The sequence below is a fragment of the Thiomicrorhabdus sp. genome (assembly GCF_963662555.1).
Lineage (GTDB): Bacteria > Pseudomonadota > Gammaproteobacteria > Thiomicrospirales > Thiomicrospiraceae > Thiomicrorhabdus.
Genome location: NZ_OY759719.1, coordinates 2,571,915 through 2,586,740 on the forward strand (window position 1 = coordinate 2,571,915; position 14,826 = coordinate 2,586,740).

A 14,826-nucleotide genomic window follows, 5' to 3' on the forward strand; every position below is an offset into this window, starting at 1 on the left:
TTTATATCCCTCTCAATCTATTACTAGGAACCCGAGACTTCTCTGTTTCACTAGGTGAAAAAACAGCCCTATCCTCTGTATTACTTAAAATCAAAGACCCTGCACCAATCACATTCTCTTCGCCAATTTGAACATTGTCCCTAATCGTTGCATTAACTCCAACAAAGCTAAGACTACCTAAAGTTACACTGCCCGAAATAACTGCATGGGAGGCAATAAAACAGTGATCTTCAATCTTTGAATGATGCCCTATATGATTCCCACTCCACAAAATACAATTATCACCAATCTTAGTAAACGGCTGAATTACATTGTTTTCAAAAATAAAACAATTTTCCCCTACAGGTGTTCCATAGTATGTTGCCTTTGAGCTGATATAACTAACCAGGCTATAGCCTTTAGACTTCGCGTCTAAAAATTTTTCTTTGCGTGCTTTATTTACTTTTGCATAACTTATTGGAATAAAAAGTGAATATTCGTCCGGAGGATAATTCTCAATAATGTCCTCATAGGCTACAACTGGCAACCCAGAAAAAGAATCCTCGCTCATAAATGCTGCATCTACCGTAAACCCTACAACATCATGCACACTGTCATTTTCTAGGTAGAAGTGGGCAATCTCAGCTATCTGCCCTATCCCAAAGATAATTACTTTAGCCACACACCCTCCAAAAAGGTCATTTAATTAGTTAACGAATAGTTATTTAGAGCATGTTTAATGTTTGATTTATCATTAAACATCAAGATATCAATAATAGACAAATTTGGTACAAATTCATTTTGAAACTGTTTGTATTCTATTTTAAGCGACTCTAAAAAATAAAGCTCTAATCCATTCTGTCGGAAAGCTCCACTTTCGTAAAGAGACCTTCCCCCTATTGCATTAACATACTCTGTTGCCTGCATTTTTTTACATATCTCAATAATCTTATCTTGTGATTTAAGAGTGTTGTTTTTCTCAATCTGACTCGAATAAATAAAATGAGTATAAATTCCCATATATTCAGATAATTTAAATAAAGAATAACCTATGAACCTTGCTAAGTTTTTTTCATTCTGCATAAGAATATCTTTTAAAATAGGGAAAACATCTTGATAGTAAGGCGCGTTCTGATAATTTATTTCTATTAATTTTAAGATTTCGCTGGCGTTTTCACCAACTTCAGTTTCATTAATTAATTTATTTTGACTTGCTTTTACTAATTGCAACGTAAATCGTTTGGGCTCAGCATCAACTAAAATGTTATTTCTATTAATAAATCCTTTTTTAATGAAATTTACATCATCAAAAATCACAAATTGTTCAACTGCATTTATTAATTGCCAATAACCTATATATGGGAATAGATATGGTTGCATAATAGCTACTTTCATAAAGCACCTTTAATTATATTGGTTACTTTTACAGTCGCTGACTGGGCTAAACCTGGATACATCGGTAGACAAAGGATTCGGCTAGCTATATCTCTTGATACATTACAAACCTGATCCGCTCCCAGATACTCCAAAGCATCTAAACTTGGGTAAAAATAGCGCCGTGAAATAATTTCATGTTCTTTAAGCGCCGCTTCAGCTTCTAGTAACTGGTCTTCTGATTCAAACAAAACAGGTGCATAAGCATAATTATTATTACTGTTTTTACTCCACTTCTGAAAAGCTACCAGGCCTGGTAGTTTTTCAGAATAGTTTTGCCATACATTTCTACGTTGTTGTTTGATGACATCTATTTCATCCAAAACAGACAAGCCCATTGCCGCTTCAAACTCGTTCATCTTGGCATTGGTTCCAACAAAATCTATTGTAGTTGGGCTGGTGATACCGAAGTTAATCAGTAAGCGGATTTTTTTTGCCATCTCATCATCATTAGTAATAACCGCGCCACCTTCAATGGTATGGAAGAGTTTGGTTGCGTGGAAACTTACGGTACTAATATCACCATAATTTAAAACACTTTGGCCTTTATATTCTGTGCCAAACGCATGGGCAGCATCGTAAATTACTTTTAGGTTGTGCTTATCCGCAATGGATTGGATAACTTCAACCTCACAGGGATTACCAAACACATGCACCGGCACTATCGCGCAGGTATTATCATTGATTAATGCTTCAATATTTGCAGGATCAAGATTAAAGCTCTCTTGATTAATATCAGCGAATACTGGTTTTAATCCTTCCCACGCCAAAGTACTGGTCGTTGCCACAAAGCTAAAGGGGGTAGTAATGACCTCACCCTTTAAATCCAATGCTTTATACGCCAATTGCAAAGCAAAAGAACCATTGGCAACCAGAATTAGATTTTTTACACCCAAATACTCAGCTAACCGTTGTTCTAGTTTTTGTAGCAATGGTCCGTTATTGGTCAACCAACCACTCTCAAACACCTCATCTATATAAGCTTTATATTTTTCTTTATTCGGTAAATAAGGCTTGGTGACAGGAATCACTAGATACTATCCTTTAATAAACCTACTAAATACTCACCATAACTGTTTTTGGAGAGTGCTTTTGCTGTCTCTAATACTTGTTCATCACTAAGCCAACCATTCCGCCAAGCAATCTCTTCCAAACAGGCAATTTTATAACCTTGACGTTTTTCAATAGTTTCTACGAACATAGCCGCTTCTAATAAACTTTCATGAGTACCCGTGTCAAGCCAGGCAAAACCTCTACCAAGCAATTCGACATTGAGGCTACCGCGTTCCATATACATTTGGTTAATTGTAGTAATTTCTAACTCACCCCTTTTGGATGGTTGAACTTGTTTAGCCATTTCTATAACCTGGTTGTCATAAAAGTAAAGTCCAGTTACAGCGAAGTTTGATTGTGGTTTCTCTGGTTTCTCTTCAATACTTATCGCTTTTTTACTCTCGTCAAAAGTAACAACTCCGAATCGTTCTGGATCTTTTACTTGGTAACCGAAGACACTAGCTCCTTCCTTTCTTGATGCCGCACGTTTTAAAATCGGCGTAAATCCATGACCCCAAAAGATATTGTCGCCTAAAACTAAACAGACACTATCCTTACCGATAAACTCTTCGCCAATAATAAATGCTTGAGCTAAACCATCTGGTGTTGGCTGAACAGCATAAGATAGATTAACCCCAAACTCAGAACCATCACCAAGCATCCGAACAAAACCCTCTTGATCTTCTGGCGTGGTGATAATCAATATATCTTGAATACCTGCAAGCATTAAAACAGACAACGGATAATAAATCATCGGCTTGTCATAAACAGGCAATAACTGTTTAGATACCCCTTTGGTGATTGGGTATAAACGTGTTCCAGAACCGCCAGCTAAAATAATCCCTTTCATTATTTATTCCCTAATCTTTCTCTTTGATAACTTCCATCTTGCACATGCTTACACCAGGCCTGGTTATCCAGATACCATTCAACAGTCTTTTTAATACCTGATTCAAAAGTTTCTTGCGGTGTCCAACCTAGTTCTTTTTGAATTTTACTCGCGTCAATCGCATAACGCATATCATGACCAGGACGATCAGCTACATATGTAATTTGATCTTCATACTTGGTTTCTTTCGGCTTTACTTTGTCGAGGATTTTACAAATTGTTTTTACAACGTCGATATTTTGTTTTTCATTATGACCGCCAATATTATAAGTTTCTCCAACTTGACCGTTAGTTGCTACTTTAATCAATGCTCTTGCGTGGTCTTCAACATACAGCCAATCACGTATTTGATTACCTTGACCATAGACTGGAAGTGGCTTGTCCTCTAGTGCATTTAGTATTACCAACGGAATTAACTTTTCTGGAAAGTGATAGGGACCATAGTTATTTGAGCAGTTGGTAACTAATGTTGGTAGGCCAAAAGTCCTTTGCCATGCTCTTACTAAATGATCACTTCCGGCCTTACTCGCTGAATAAGGAGAACTTGGTTCATAAGCAGTTTCCTCAGTAAACATAGGTAATATACCTTGCTCTGAGTCTAATACTTCATCGGGATGAGGTAAATCACCATACACTTCATCCGTAGAGACATGATGAAAGCGAAAATTGGCTTTTTTATCACCATCAAGCTGATTCCAGTAAGCTCTTGCCTGTTCCAGCAAAGTATAAGTTCCTACGATATTGGTTTGAATAAACTCACCAGGTCCATCAATAGAACGGTCCACATGAGATTCTGCTGCTAGGTGCATAACAATGTCTGGTTGATACTTTTCAAAAATTTGCTTAATCCCTTGGATATCACAAATATCAAATTTTTCAAACTTGTAACGGGGATTTTGATCGATTGTCGTGAGAGACTCTAGGTTACCAGCGTAAGTTAACTTATCTACATTGACGACGTTATGATTAGTGCTGTTAATCAGCTCCCTGACAACAGCAGAACCAATAAAACCTGCTCCACCAGTTACAATAATAGTCTTGGCTTGATTATTATTCATTTGACAACAAACCAACTATTGAGAAGTTTTTCTTTATTATAAATATGAGATGAATACCCTCCATACTCATACTGTTGCAAGTGCATTCCTGCCTCTTTTACAATGGCATGCGCCGCACCCGTGTCCCATTCCATGGTTGGCCCCAGTCGTGGATAAATATCCGCTTCACCTTCGGCCACTAAACAGATTTTAAGTGAACTCCCTATTGAGACTAGCTCCTTCTCTTTATTGGTTTCAATCGCATCAATAAAGGCTTTGGTTTCGTCTGACATATGCGAGCGACTAGCTACGATTTTATACGACTTACGCTCTTGTTCTGTTTTTAAAGGCAGTCTTTGACCATCCTTAAACGCACCTTCACCTTGTTTTGCCCAATAGGTAGTATTTAACGCAGGTGCATAGACAACGCCTAACACAGGCGTATCTTTGTGTATAAGTGCAATATTGACAGTAAACTCACCATTCTTCTTAACAAATTCCTTCGTACCATCAACAGGATCAACCAACCAAAAGTATTCCCAGTTTTTTCTCACTTGGTAGGGAATGTCCTTACCTTCTTCAGAAAGAATTGGAATTTGAGTACCGTTTTGCTGATCAAGTTTTAGCAGGCCTGCTTCAATAATATAGTGAGCTGCTTTATCGGCTTCAGTCAAAGGAGACTCATCAGCTTTGAATTCGACGTCAAAATCTTTTTCGTAGACAGCTATAATGGCTTCGCCCGCTATCTTCGCTAGAGTGACAATATCTTGTATGTTAATTTTATTGAGCATTATGAACATTTTTCTTTAAATATAATTATGTTGTTGTAAGTAGTTGATGACATTTTGGGCGGCGGCCTCAATGGTAATGCCATCATTCTTTATGTGAACTTCAGGCTTACTCGGCACTTCGTAAGGCGAGTCAATTCCAGTAAAGTCTTTAATCTCACCTGCACGTGCTTTTTTATATAAACCTTTAGGGTCTCGTTGTTCACACGTACTTAAAGGCGTATCAATAAACACCTCAATAAACTCACCAGGCCTGGATATTTTCCTCACCATATTCCTGTCCACTTCAAAAGGGGAGATAAAAGCGGTTAGAACAATTAAACCAGAATCACAAAAGAGTTTAGCTACTTCACCGACACGACGAATATTCTCAACACGATCTTCTTCTGAAAACCCCAGCCCTTTATTTAAGCCATGACGAACATTATCGCCATCTAGAAGATAGGTATGCTTGTTCATTTTAAACAGAAGGTTTTCAACGGCATTAGCTACCGTAGATTTTCCGCTACCACTTAATCCTGTAAACCAGAGAATACAAGGAGTTTGCTTTTTAAGCTGGGCTCTTTCTTTTTGAGTAATGTGATGGTCATGCCACACTATATTTTCATTCATTTTTATTCAATCTTACTTAAAACGGAAAAAACATGGGAACTAGAGCCAACACTATTAAAGAATACAAAATGGTCAAAGGCAAACCTGCTTGTATATAGTGTTTAAACTTGTAATTTCCAGGTCCATATACCATTAGATTTGTTTGATAACCATAAGGTGTCATAAAACTTGCACTGGCCGCATAAGCCACGACCATAATAAATGGCCATGGACTTACACTTAAAATTTCTGCGGTTGCTAAAGCGATTGGAAAGCCAATTGCTGCAGAGGCATTATTGGTAATGATTTCGGTTAATAACAATGTCAGTAAAAACACGCCTATTAAACTCCCCATCACACCCCAAGCAGAGAATAGGCTCATGACCCAACCCGCAATCATTTCAGATACGCCTGTACTCATCATCACACTGGCAATACCTAAGGCAGAACCAATTACAATCATGAGTTCGTAGGGAAAACGTCTTTTAACCTCTGCAAAAGTAATGAGTTTAAAAGCAAATAAACCCGCCAGCAGTATCATTAACCCTTTTAACAAGGGAATTATACTCAATGCAGCCAAACTTAATACTGTAATGAAACCGCCACCAACCAATAAGCTTTGTAGGTTACTTAGTGAGGCAAAGGATTTTATTTGTGAATAAAAATAAAAGTTTTGTTTTAGGTTTTCACGTTTATAAAAATCACTCCCAGTTGCCAGCACTAAGGTATCGCCTGGTTGTAACTCAATATCAGCCAATCTTTTATTTAACTGGTCGCCACCCCGTTTAATCGCCACCACAGCTGCATCAAATTTATTTCTAAATCCGGCTTCTTTGATGGTGCTACCAATCAGGCTTGAGGTGTGTGCTAATATCACTTCAACTAAGTTAGGTTGCTGTATATTGCTACTGCCTCCTGCTAAAGCAAGCCCTGCTTGCTGTAATAACTCAGGAGCTTCTTTTATATCCCCCGTAAACAATAGTCGATCTTGGACTTCAATTACTTGCTCGGGACCCACTGGGCTAATTAAGTTTCCGTTTCGATAAATTTGCACTAAAAACAGGCTACCCAATTCCCTTAAACCCGCCTGCTGTATTGTCTTACCAATCATTTTTGAATCAAGCACTATTTTTGATTCAATAAAGTACTGTTCGGCAATAGCTTGCTTCACCTCTATCTCTGGTAAAAATCGACTACTTACAAAGGCAATAACAAGGATACCAATTAGTAGCAAAGGTAACCCAACATAAAGGAAATCAAACAATCCTAACTCTGGCAGACCTGCTTGAACAACAAAACCATTAATGATTAGATTTGTTGATGTACCGACTAACGTTAATGTTCCACCCAATATCGCAATATAGGATAGGGGGATTAATAACTTTGACGCAGTATGATATGAGTTATTTTTAACCGATGATAGTAGCGTAGCGACAACAGCCGTATTGTTTAAAAAAGCGGAACTTAATCCAACTAAGGCTCCCATTCGTAAATAGGAGTGTTTTTCGCTTTTAACAAAAAGTAACTTTGAGATTACGTTAATCCAACTTGTTCTCTCTAAGACAAAACTCACCAGCAACAAGGCTATAAGCGTGATTAAAGCTGGATTTACAAAGTTACCAAGTAAGCTTTCCAAACTAATTAAACCCGTTAGGTAGTAGATAAATACTAATCCACCAAACAATTTAAAAGCTTGTGTTTTCCCTCTTGCCAATAATGCGAGCAAGGCGATGAGTGATCCAAATACTAACCAAGTCGTCACAATATTAATCAAGCATTTAATACATCGTTAATCGACTTACATTCCCATTCAGGAAAGTGCTGTCGAATCAATGAGTTTAAGTCTTTTTCAAAAGGCGTGTATTCACGACTTGCTGCATTTAATGTGACATCTTGTGATTTCTTAACAATCATACCCGCTGCTAAAGTGGCATTGGTGTATTTATCAATCACGATAAAAGAGCCCGTGCCTTTAATTGCCGAGTACGGATCAAAAGAAATTATTTGATTCAAACACAATTGACACTGAGCAATTTCATTAAGCTCTAAAGTTTCAGCAGCTCCTCTTTCCAAGGTGTTCACATCGACTTTAAAGTCAATTTCACTAAAACGCCCCGTGGTGACATTGGTTGCACGTTTAATAAGGTAATCTGTTCCAGGACGCATGGCAACTTCATCCATCCATACCAACATGACCTCTAAATTATCCGCAACCTCAGGTATATCAGAACTCTTAACAATCATGTCACCACGACTGATATCAACCTCATCATTTAGAGTTAACGTTATTGCCATGGGTGCAAATGCTGTTTCTACTTCCATTGTGTCCTTTGAAACTGCTGGCTGTATAACTTGTTTAATAGTTGATGTTTTCATTGAAGGTAAAACCGTAATCCCATCACCTACAGCAATACTCCCCGCGGCAATGGTGCCGCAGAATCCACGAAAGTCTAAGTGAGGTCGGTTAACATACTGAACAGGAAAACGGAAGTGTTCATGGTCAATTGAATCTCCGATTTCGATCGTATCGAGCAATTGCATTAGGGGTGCTTCTTTAAACCAAGGCATATTTTCACTTGGGTTTACAACGTTATCACCCGTTAAGGCTGATACAGGACTGAAGATTGGATTTTCAATACCAAGCTCTTTGGCAAACTCAGAGTATTCTGCTCTAATTTCATTAAAACGCTGTTCACTAAAATCGACCAAGTCCATTTTATTAACTGCCACCACTATATTTTTAATGCCTAGTAAGCTAGTGATATAGCTGTGTCGACGAGTTTGAGTCTGAACACCATAGCGTGCATCAATCAAAATAATAGCTAAATCAGCAGTAGAAGCACCTGTTGCCATATTGCGAGTGTATTGTTCATGACCTGGAGTATCGGCAATGATGAACTTGCGTTTATCGGTTGCAAAGAAGCGGTAGGCGACGTCAATGGTAATACCTTGTTCACGCTCAGATTGAAGACCGTCAACTAATAATGCCAAATCAACGTCTTCACCTGTCGTACCATGTTTTTTAGAATCCTTATTGATTGCCGCTAATTGATCTTCAAAGATCATTTTGCTGTCATGCAGTAAACGACCTATCAAAGTACTTTTACCATCATCCACACTTCCGCAAGTGATAAAGCGCAATAATTCTTTATTCTCATGTTGCTTAAGATACGCTTCGATATCGGTTTCTAATAAATCTGTTTTCTCTACTGCCATAACCGTAATCCTTTAGAAGTACCCTTCAATTTTTTTCTTTTCCATTGAGCCTGCTTCATCATGATCAATTAGGCGACCTTGTCTTTCTGAGACTTTGGTAAGAAGCATTTCTTGAATGATTTCTGGAAGCGTTGCGGCTTCAGAAGGCACAGCCCCTGTTAATGGGTAACAACCTAGAGTTCTAAAACGCACTTTTTCCATTTTAGCAGTTTTACGAAGTTCTTCTGGCATACGGTCATCATCGACCATAATCTTTGTACCACCATACTCAACCACTGGACGTTCTTTAGAAAAGTATAAGTCTGGAATTGGGACTCTTTCTAAATAGATATACTGCCAAATATCAAGCTCTGTCCAGTTTGATAGAGGAAAGACTCGGATTGATTCGCCTTTTTGATGGCGGCCATTATAGATTTCCCACAATTCTGGACGTTGATTCTTTGGATCCCAACGATGATTCTTATCACGAAAAGAGTAGATACGTTCTTTTGCACGTGATTTCTCTTCATCACGACGTGCTCCACCAAATACTGCATCATACTTATAAATATCCAACATCTGACGAAGCCCTTCAGTCTTCATGATGTCGGTATGCATAGCAGATCCGTGGGTAAATGGAGATATATCTAAGTCTTCCCCTTTAGGATTGATATGCACAATTAATTCCATGCCAACATCTTTAGCCCGTTGGTCACGGAACTCAATCATCTCTTTGAACTTCCATGTAGTATCAACATGCACTAAAGGAAAAGGAGGTGGCGCAGGATAAAAGGCTTTTTGAGCCAAATGTAGCATAACCGATGAATCCTTTCCTACACTATAAAGCATTGCAGGATTTTCAAACTCTGCAATCACTTCTCGCATAATATGAATGGATTCTGCTTCAAGTTTTCTAAGATGGGTTAATCTGTTATTATTCATTCATTAAAAACCTTTTAATATTTTATCCACTCAAATAATTCATCTAAAGACAAAAATTATTTTCTGTAGTCATCTTGATGAGCTAAAAACCATTCATAAGTCGCAGTTAAACCTGCTTCTAAACTGGTGTTTGCTTTCCAGCCTAAACGCTCTAATCTAGAGACATCCATAAGCTTTCTTGGTGCACCATCGGGTTTACTGGTATCCCATTCAATTTTGCCTTGATAGCCTACTACTTTAGCCACCGTTTCCGTTAACTCTTTAATGGTGCAATCCACACCTGTTCCTACGTTAATGTGAGACAGCATGGGTGAGGTTTTTTGTTGATAGGTTACATTATCTAAGTTCATCACAAAGATAGAGGCTTGAGCCATATCATCGACATGTAAAAATTCGCGCATTGGTTTACCTGAACCCCAAGCCATGACAACAGGATCATTATTCAGCTTCGCTTCATGAAAACGTCTTAATAATGCAGGGATTACGTGCGAATTCTCTGGATGAAAGTTATCATTCTCACCATACAGGTTGGTAGGCATCACGGAGCGATAATCACGACTATATTGGCGGTTATAACTTTCACACAATTTTATCCCCGCAATCTTAGCAATGGCATAAGGTTCATTAGTACATTCCAACTCACCCGTTAATAACGCATCTTCTTTCATTGGCTGTGGGGCTAGCTTTGGGTAAATACAAGACGACCCTAAAAACAGCAGTTGCTGAACATTATTTAAGTGTGCCGCATTAATAATATTGGCTTCCATCATCAGATTTTCATAAATGAATTCTGCAGGGTATTCGTTGTTAGCATGAATACCGCCCACTTTAGCGGCGGCTAAATAAACTTGGTCAATGTTGTTTTCGGCAAAAAAACGGTTTACCGCTTGTTGATTGGTTAAATCCAATTCAAAACGGGTAGCGGTAATAATCGTATTATTAGCATCTTGCTGTAATTGACGGACAATAGCAGAGCCTACCATTCCTCTATGGCCTGCAACATAAATACGTTTGCTATTTGATTGAGCAGGTGAACTCATTGCTTACTCCACAGACACCGGGACATCATGCCCGTGTTCTTTAAGTAACGCATGGCGTTGTGCTACTTTTAAATCTGCGGCGACCATTTCAGCACACATTTCTTGTACGGTAATTTCTGGTGTCCAACCCAGTTTGGCTTTGGCTTTAGATGGGTCACCTAATAAGGTTTCAACTTCTGCAGGGCGGAAATATCTTGGGTCAATTTTAACAATTACATCACCCACTTTTAGGGCTGGGGCTTTATCGCCTTTAATCGCAGTAATGGTTCCAATTTCATCAATACCTTCACCGGTAAATTCTAAGGTAATGCCTAACTCTTCTGCAGACCAAGAGATAAACTGACGAACCGAATATTGCACACCCGTTGCAATCACAAAATCATCAGCTTTATCTTGTTGCAACATCATCCACTGCATACGCACGTAGTCTTTTGCATGCCCCCAGTCACGTAAGGCATCAATATTACCCATATATAAGCATTGTTCTAAACCTTGGGCGATATTGGCTAAACCACGGGTGATTTTACGGGTTACAAAGGTTTCACCACGACGAGGTGATTCATGGTTAAACAAAATACCGTTACAGGCATACATACCATAAGATTCACGGTAGTTTACAACAATCCAATATGCGTACATTTTTGCAACCGCATAAGGTGAACGTGGGTAAAAAGGGGTGGTTTCTTTTTGAGGGATTTCTTGTACTTCACCATACAATTCGGAGGTAGAGGCCTGGTAGAATTTTGTTTTCTTTTCTAGCCCTAAAAGACGAATTGCTTCTAATAAACGTAAAGTTCCCATACCATCGACATCAGCGGTATATTCTGGTGATTCAAACGATACGGCTACGTGAGATTGAGCACCTAAGTTATAAACTTCATCAGGTTGCACTTCTTGCAAAATACGCGTTAGGTTGGAGGAGTCGGTTAAATCACCGTAATGCAGAATAAAGTTTTTATTGTCGACGTGGGGATCTTGGTAGATATGGTCAACACGTTGAGTGTTAAACAAAGAAGCACGTCTTTTAATGCCGTGAACTTCATAGCCTTTTTCTAATAAAAATTCGGCTAAGTAAGAGCCGTCTTGGCCGGTTACACCTGTGATTAATGCTTTCTTTTTCATATTTATTCTACTGTAACTGATTTTGCTAAATTTCTTGGTTGGTCCACATCTGTACCTTTAATCAAAGCTACATGATAACTCAATAATTGTAGCGGTATATTAAAGGTAATCGGGGCGGTGATTCGGCCTACGTTTGTGGTGGTTTTTACTACTTTAAAGTCTTTGTCTGAACTGATATCGGATTCTTCATCTTCAAAGACAATCATTTGACCACCGCGGGCTTTAACTTCTTGTAGATTGGATTTTAACTTTTCTAATAGATCATCTTTTGGTGCAATCGCGACAACGGGAATAAGCTCATCAATAAGAGCTAGCGGGCCATGCTTTAGTTCACCTGCCGGGTAAGCTTCGGCGTGAATATAGCTAATTTCTTTTAGCTTTAAGGCTCCTTCCATCGCAATTGGATACATTGTTCCACGCCCTAAAAACAATGCATTGTTTTTATCTGCAAACGTATTAGCAATCTCTTTGATTTGATCTTCATGCTCTAAAGCACTAGTTACCAGGCCTGGTAATTTGATTAAACCGTGGACAATTTTTTGCTCTTGTTCTTTATCCATTAATCCCAACGTTTTACCAACAGAAGTTAGCAATAAAGATAACGCTACTAATTGAGTGGTAAAGGCTTTGGTCGATGCAACACCAATCTCTGGACCCGCATGAGTTAAAAAAGTTAAATCACTCTCTCTGGTTAAACTCGATTCTGGAACATTACAGATGGTCAATGTTGGGACGTTGCTTGTCTTTTTAAGTTGTTTAATTTGTTGCAGTGCTGCAAGGGTATCGGCTGTTTCACCTGACTGGCTGATTGTGACAAACAAGGTATTGTCTTGAACTACTGGATTTCGGTAGCGATACTCACTAGCGACCTCTACCTGACACGGCAAGCCAATAATATCTTCAAACCAATACTTTGCGACTAAACCAGAGTGATAAGAGGTTCCACACGCAATAATTTGAATTTGTTTAATCGTTTTAAAAATTGCTTTGGCATTATGACCAAAAGCAGAAGTTAATACAGCCTCTTTTGTAATTCGCCCTTCAAGAGTATCCATTACCGCTTGTGGTTGCTCAAAAATCTCTTTATGCATATAGTGGCGATGTTCGCCAAGCTCTACTGAATTAGCAGATAATTGTGATTGTTTAATTGGTCGCTCTACCAAATCCCCATTTACATCGTAAATTTTGACACTTTCACGAGTGATTTCTGCAATATCACCCTCTTCTAAAAAGATAAAATTTTGGGTAACTGGCAATAGAGCTGAGACATCAGAGGCAATAAAGTGCTCACCAATCCCGACTCCAATGACTAATGGGCTGCCCTTTCTTGCGGCAATCAGCGTTTCTGGAAACTCTGGTGACACCACTCCTAATGCATAAGCTCCATCAAAATGGGCAACTGCTTTTTGAACAGCATCAAATAGTGAGCTTGCTGATTGAAGTTGACCGTGAATAGAGTGAGCAACAACTTCAGTATCAGTCTCAGAGGTAAAACGATAGCCTTCTTCAATTTGAGAGGCTTTTAAACTTTGGTAGTTCTCAATAATTCCGTTATGAACAACAGCGACTTGATTATTACAAATATGAGGATGGGCGTTATTTTCGGCAGGAACACCATGTGTTGCCCAACGGGTATGTGCTATTCCAATACTGCCGCTAAACTCATTCGTTTGAGATTTGATATTTTTCTCAAGATTAACAATCTTACCAAGTGAGCGGACTCGTTGAATATGTCCATGAGAATCTAAAAGAGCAATACCAGAAGAGTCATAACCACGGTATTCAAGACGTTTAAGTCCTTCTAAAAGAATGGGAACAATATTTCTTTCTGCTACACCACAAACAATTCCGCACATAAAACATCTACTAATTCATCAATAATTAAGACGCGAATTATAACATTACCTGGTTATTGTTTATAGAAAACTAATTAGAAATAATGATGGGAATTACGTAAACAACACATAGATACTTTGTGAATATTTAGGAAAATTTATGAAAACTTAAACAAAACTTTTTTCAAAAAATGTGTGCTTTTTTAGATAAAAACTTGCTTTATCATTCTAACTTCATACAAAGTTGTGAACCATTTAATGTGTATTCAATATCTCCGCTTGATCTTGAGCCTTCATCTAATTGCGATTCTATTGCCTTGGCTAAATTCACATCAATATCAGTAATACACAACTGATTTTCACCTGCAATCAATCCATAGTTTGCACCACTACTGCCTCCCCAAGTAGCTTTAAAGGCGGTCCCTATTGATGGCATTGGATTTACATTTTTGGTAAAGCCTGCTTGATAAATATCGTAGAAAAAACCTTCTGTTGGAGAAGCATCTGAAGATAGAACCGTTTTGAGTCTTCCAGGCTTATTAGCATCTTCACCAGGAATTTTAGACAACTTATCTTTATATAGAAGAGTGATTATCTCAAATTCTTTGAGCTTTTTAATATCATCATGTATCTCAGCGTTTTCAATTATTGCCTGTGCTTTTAAGACTGCGCCGAATAACAACCCAATAATGGCAAGTACAATACTTAACTCTACTAAAGTGAATCCAGATTGCATTCGTAACATACTTTCCCCTTGATTTAAGTCAGCATGGATACGCATTTAATCTAACACAATAAGATATTTTATTCAAAATTAGTGATTTTTATAAAAAATAACTAATAAAAAAATGCCACCAAAGTAAGTGATTAACTTAAATTGACGGCATTTTAATGAGTCCTTAGCAAAATTAAGGTGCAAAA

At 38.2% G+C, this 14,826-nt stretch carries 14 protein-coding genes; all 14 read right to left on the bottom strand.

Features of this window, described 5'->3' with window-relative positions; translation table 11 throughout:
* Window position 1: 1 nt before the first annotated feature.
* A complete protein-coding gene (locus tag ACORJQ_RS11655) occupies window positions 2-661 on the bottom strand; it encodes an acetyltransferase (protein ID WP_321324724.1) in 660 nt (219 codons plus the stop codon).
* A gap of 20 nt (window positions 662-681) precedes the next feature.
* Window positions 682-1,374, bottom strand: coding sequence for a WbqC family protein (locus ACORJQ_RS11660; protein WP_321324725.1), 693 nt, complete (start codon window positions 1,372-1,374; stop codon window positions 682-684).
* A complete protein-coding gene (locus ACORJQ_RS11665; RefSeq protein ID WP_321324726.1) occupies window positions 1,371-2,444 on the bottom strand; it encodes a DegT/DnrJ/EryC1/StrS family aminotransferase in 1,074 nt (357 codons plus the stop codon). Before ACORJQ_RS11665 ends, ACORJQ_RS11660 begins: the two co-directional genes overlap by 4 nt.
* A complete protein-coding gene (rfbA, locus tag ACORJQ_RS11670; RefSeq protein ID WP_321324728.1) occupies window positions 2,444-3,316 on the bottom strand; it encodes a glucose-1-phosphate thymidylyltransferase RfbA in 873 nt (290 codons plus the stop codon). Before rfbA ends, ACORJQ_RS11665 begins: the two co-directional genes overlap by 1 nt.
* Window positions 3,316-4,413, bottom strand: a complete 1,098-nt coding sequence (gene rfbB / locus ACORJQ_RS11675; RefSeq protein ID WP_321324730.1) for a dTDP-glucose 4,6-dehydratase — start codon at window positions 4,411-4,413, stop codon at window positions 3,316-3,318. Before rfbB ends, rfbA begins: the two co-directional genes overlap by 1 nt.
* Entirely contained in the window at window positions 4,410-5,183 is a 774-nt protein-coding gene (gene cysQ / locus ACORJQ_RS11680; RefSeq protein WP_321324732.1) for a 3'(2'),5'-bisphosphate nucleotidase CysQ, read from the bottom strand. The genes rfbB and cysQ overlap by 4 nt, the downstream gene beginning before the upstream one ends.
* A 15-nt stretch (window positions 5,184-5,198) precedes the next feature.
* Window positions 5,199-5,792: an adenylyl-sulfate kinase gene (gene cysC, locus ACORJQ_RS11685; RefSeq protein WP_321324734.1), complete on the bottom strand. Its 594-nt coding sequence runs from the start codon at window positions 5,790-5,792 to the stop codon at window positions 5,199-5,201.
* 16 nt (window positions 5,793-5,808) lie between these two features.
* Window positions 5,809-7,533 (bottom strand): SLC13 family permease, encoded by a 1,725-nt coding sequence (locus ACORJQ_RS11690; protein ID WP_321324735.1) that lies wholly within the window; start codon window positions 7,531-7,533, stop codon window positions 5,809-5,811.
* An 8-nt stretch (window positions 7,534-7,541) separates the two neighbouring features.
* Window positions 7,542-8,987, bottom strand: a complete 1,446-nt coding sequence (gene cysN / locus ACORJQ_RS11695; protein ID WP_321324737.1) for a sulfate adenylyltransferase subunit CysN — start codon at window positions 8,985-8,987, stop codon at window positions 7,542-7,544.
* A gap of 12 nt (window positions 8,988-8,999) precedes the next feature.
* Window positions 9,000-9,908, bottom strand: a complete 909-nt coding sequence (gene cysD, locus ACORJQ_RS11700) for a sulfate adenylyltransferase subunit CysD (protein ID WP_321324738.1) — start codon at window positions 9,906-9,908, stop codon at window positions 9,000-9,002.
* 56 nt (window positions 9,909-9,964) lie between these two features.
* The gene (gene fcl, locus ACORJQ_RS11705; RefSeq protein WP_321324739.1) at window positions 9,965-10,948 is read right to left on the bottom strand and encodes a GDP-L-fucose synthase; all 984 of its coding nucleotides are present in this window, start codon (window positions 10,946-10,948) and stop codon (window positions 9,965-9,967) included.
* A gap of 3 nt (window positions 10,949-10,951) precedes the next feature.
* Window positions 10,952-12,070, bottom strand: coding sequence for a GDP-mannose 4,6-dehydratase (gmd, locus tag ACORJQ_RS11710; protein ID WP_321324741.1), 1,119 nt, complete (start codon window positions 12,068-12,070; stop codon window positions 10,952-10,954).
* 2 nt (window positions 12,071-12,072) lie between these two features.
* Window positions 12,073-13,926, bottom strand: a complete 1,854-nt coding sequence (gene glmS, locus ACORJQ_RS11715; RefSeq protein ID WP_321324743.1) for a glutamine--fructose-6-phosphate transaminase (isomerizing) — start codon at window positions 13,924-13,926, stop codon at window positions 12,073-12,075.
* Window positions 13,927-14,128: 202 nt separating this feature from the next.
* Complete coding sequence (locus ACORJQ_RS11720) at window positions 14,129-14,650, bottom strand: type II secretion system protein (protein ID WP_321324745.1); 522 nt, start codon at window positions 14,648-14,650, stop codon at window positions 14,129-14,131.
* Window positions 14,651-14,826 lie beyond the last annotated feature (176 nt).

Coding starts and splice junctions, on each gene's coding strand:
- ACORJQ_RS11660 (WP_321324725.1), bottom strand. CDS start 1,374: ATGAAAGTAGCTATTATGCAACCATATCTATTCCCATATATAGGTTAT.
- rfbA (WP_321324728.1), bottom strand. CDS start 3,316: ATGAAAGGGATTATTTTAGCTGGCGGTTCTGGAACACGTTTATACCCA.
- rfbB (WP_321324730.1), bottom strand. CDS start 4,413: ATGAATAATAATCAAGCCAAGACTATTATTGTAACTGGTGGAGCAGGT.
- cysQ (WP_321324732.1), bottom strand. CDS start 5,183: ATGCTCAATAAAATTAACATACAAGATATTGTCACTCTAGCGAAGATA.
- cysC (WP_321324734.1), bottom strand. CDS start 5,792: ATGAATGAAAATATAGTGTGGCATGACCATCACATTACTCAAAAAGAA.
- cysN (WP_321324737.1), bottom strand. CDS start 8,987: ATGGCAGTAGAGAAAACAGATTTATTAGAAACCGATATCGAAGCGTAT.
- cysD (WP_321324738.1), bottom strand. CDS start 9,908: ATGAATAATAACAGATTAACCCATCTTAGAAAACTTGAAGCAGAATCC.
- fcl (WP_321324739.1), bottom strand. CDS start 10,948: ATGAGTTCACCTGCTCAATCAAATAGCAAACGTATTTATGTTGCAGGC.
- gmd (WP_321324741.1), bottom strand. CDS start 12,070: ATGAAAAAGAAAGCATTAATCACAGGTGTAACCGGCCAAGACGGCTCT.
- glmS (WP_321324743.1), bottom strand. CDS start 13,926: ATGTGCGGAATTGTTTGTGGTGTAGCAGAAAGAAATATTGTTCCCATT.
- ACORJQ_RS11720 (WP_321324745.1), bottom strand. CDS start 14,650: ATGTTACGAATGCAATCTGGATTCACTTTAGTAGAGTTAAGTATTGTA.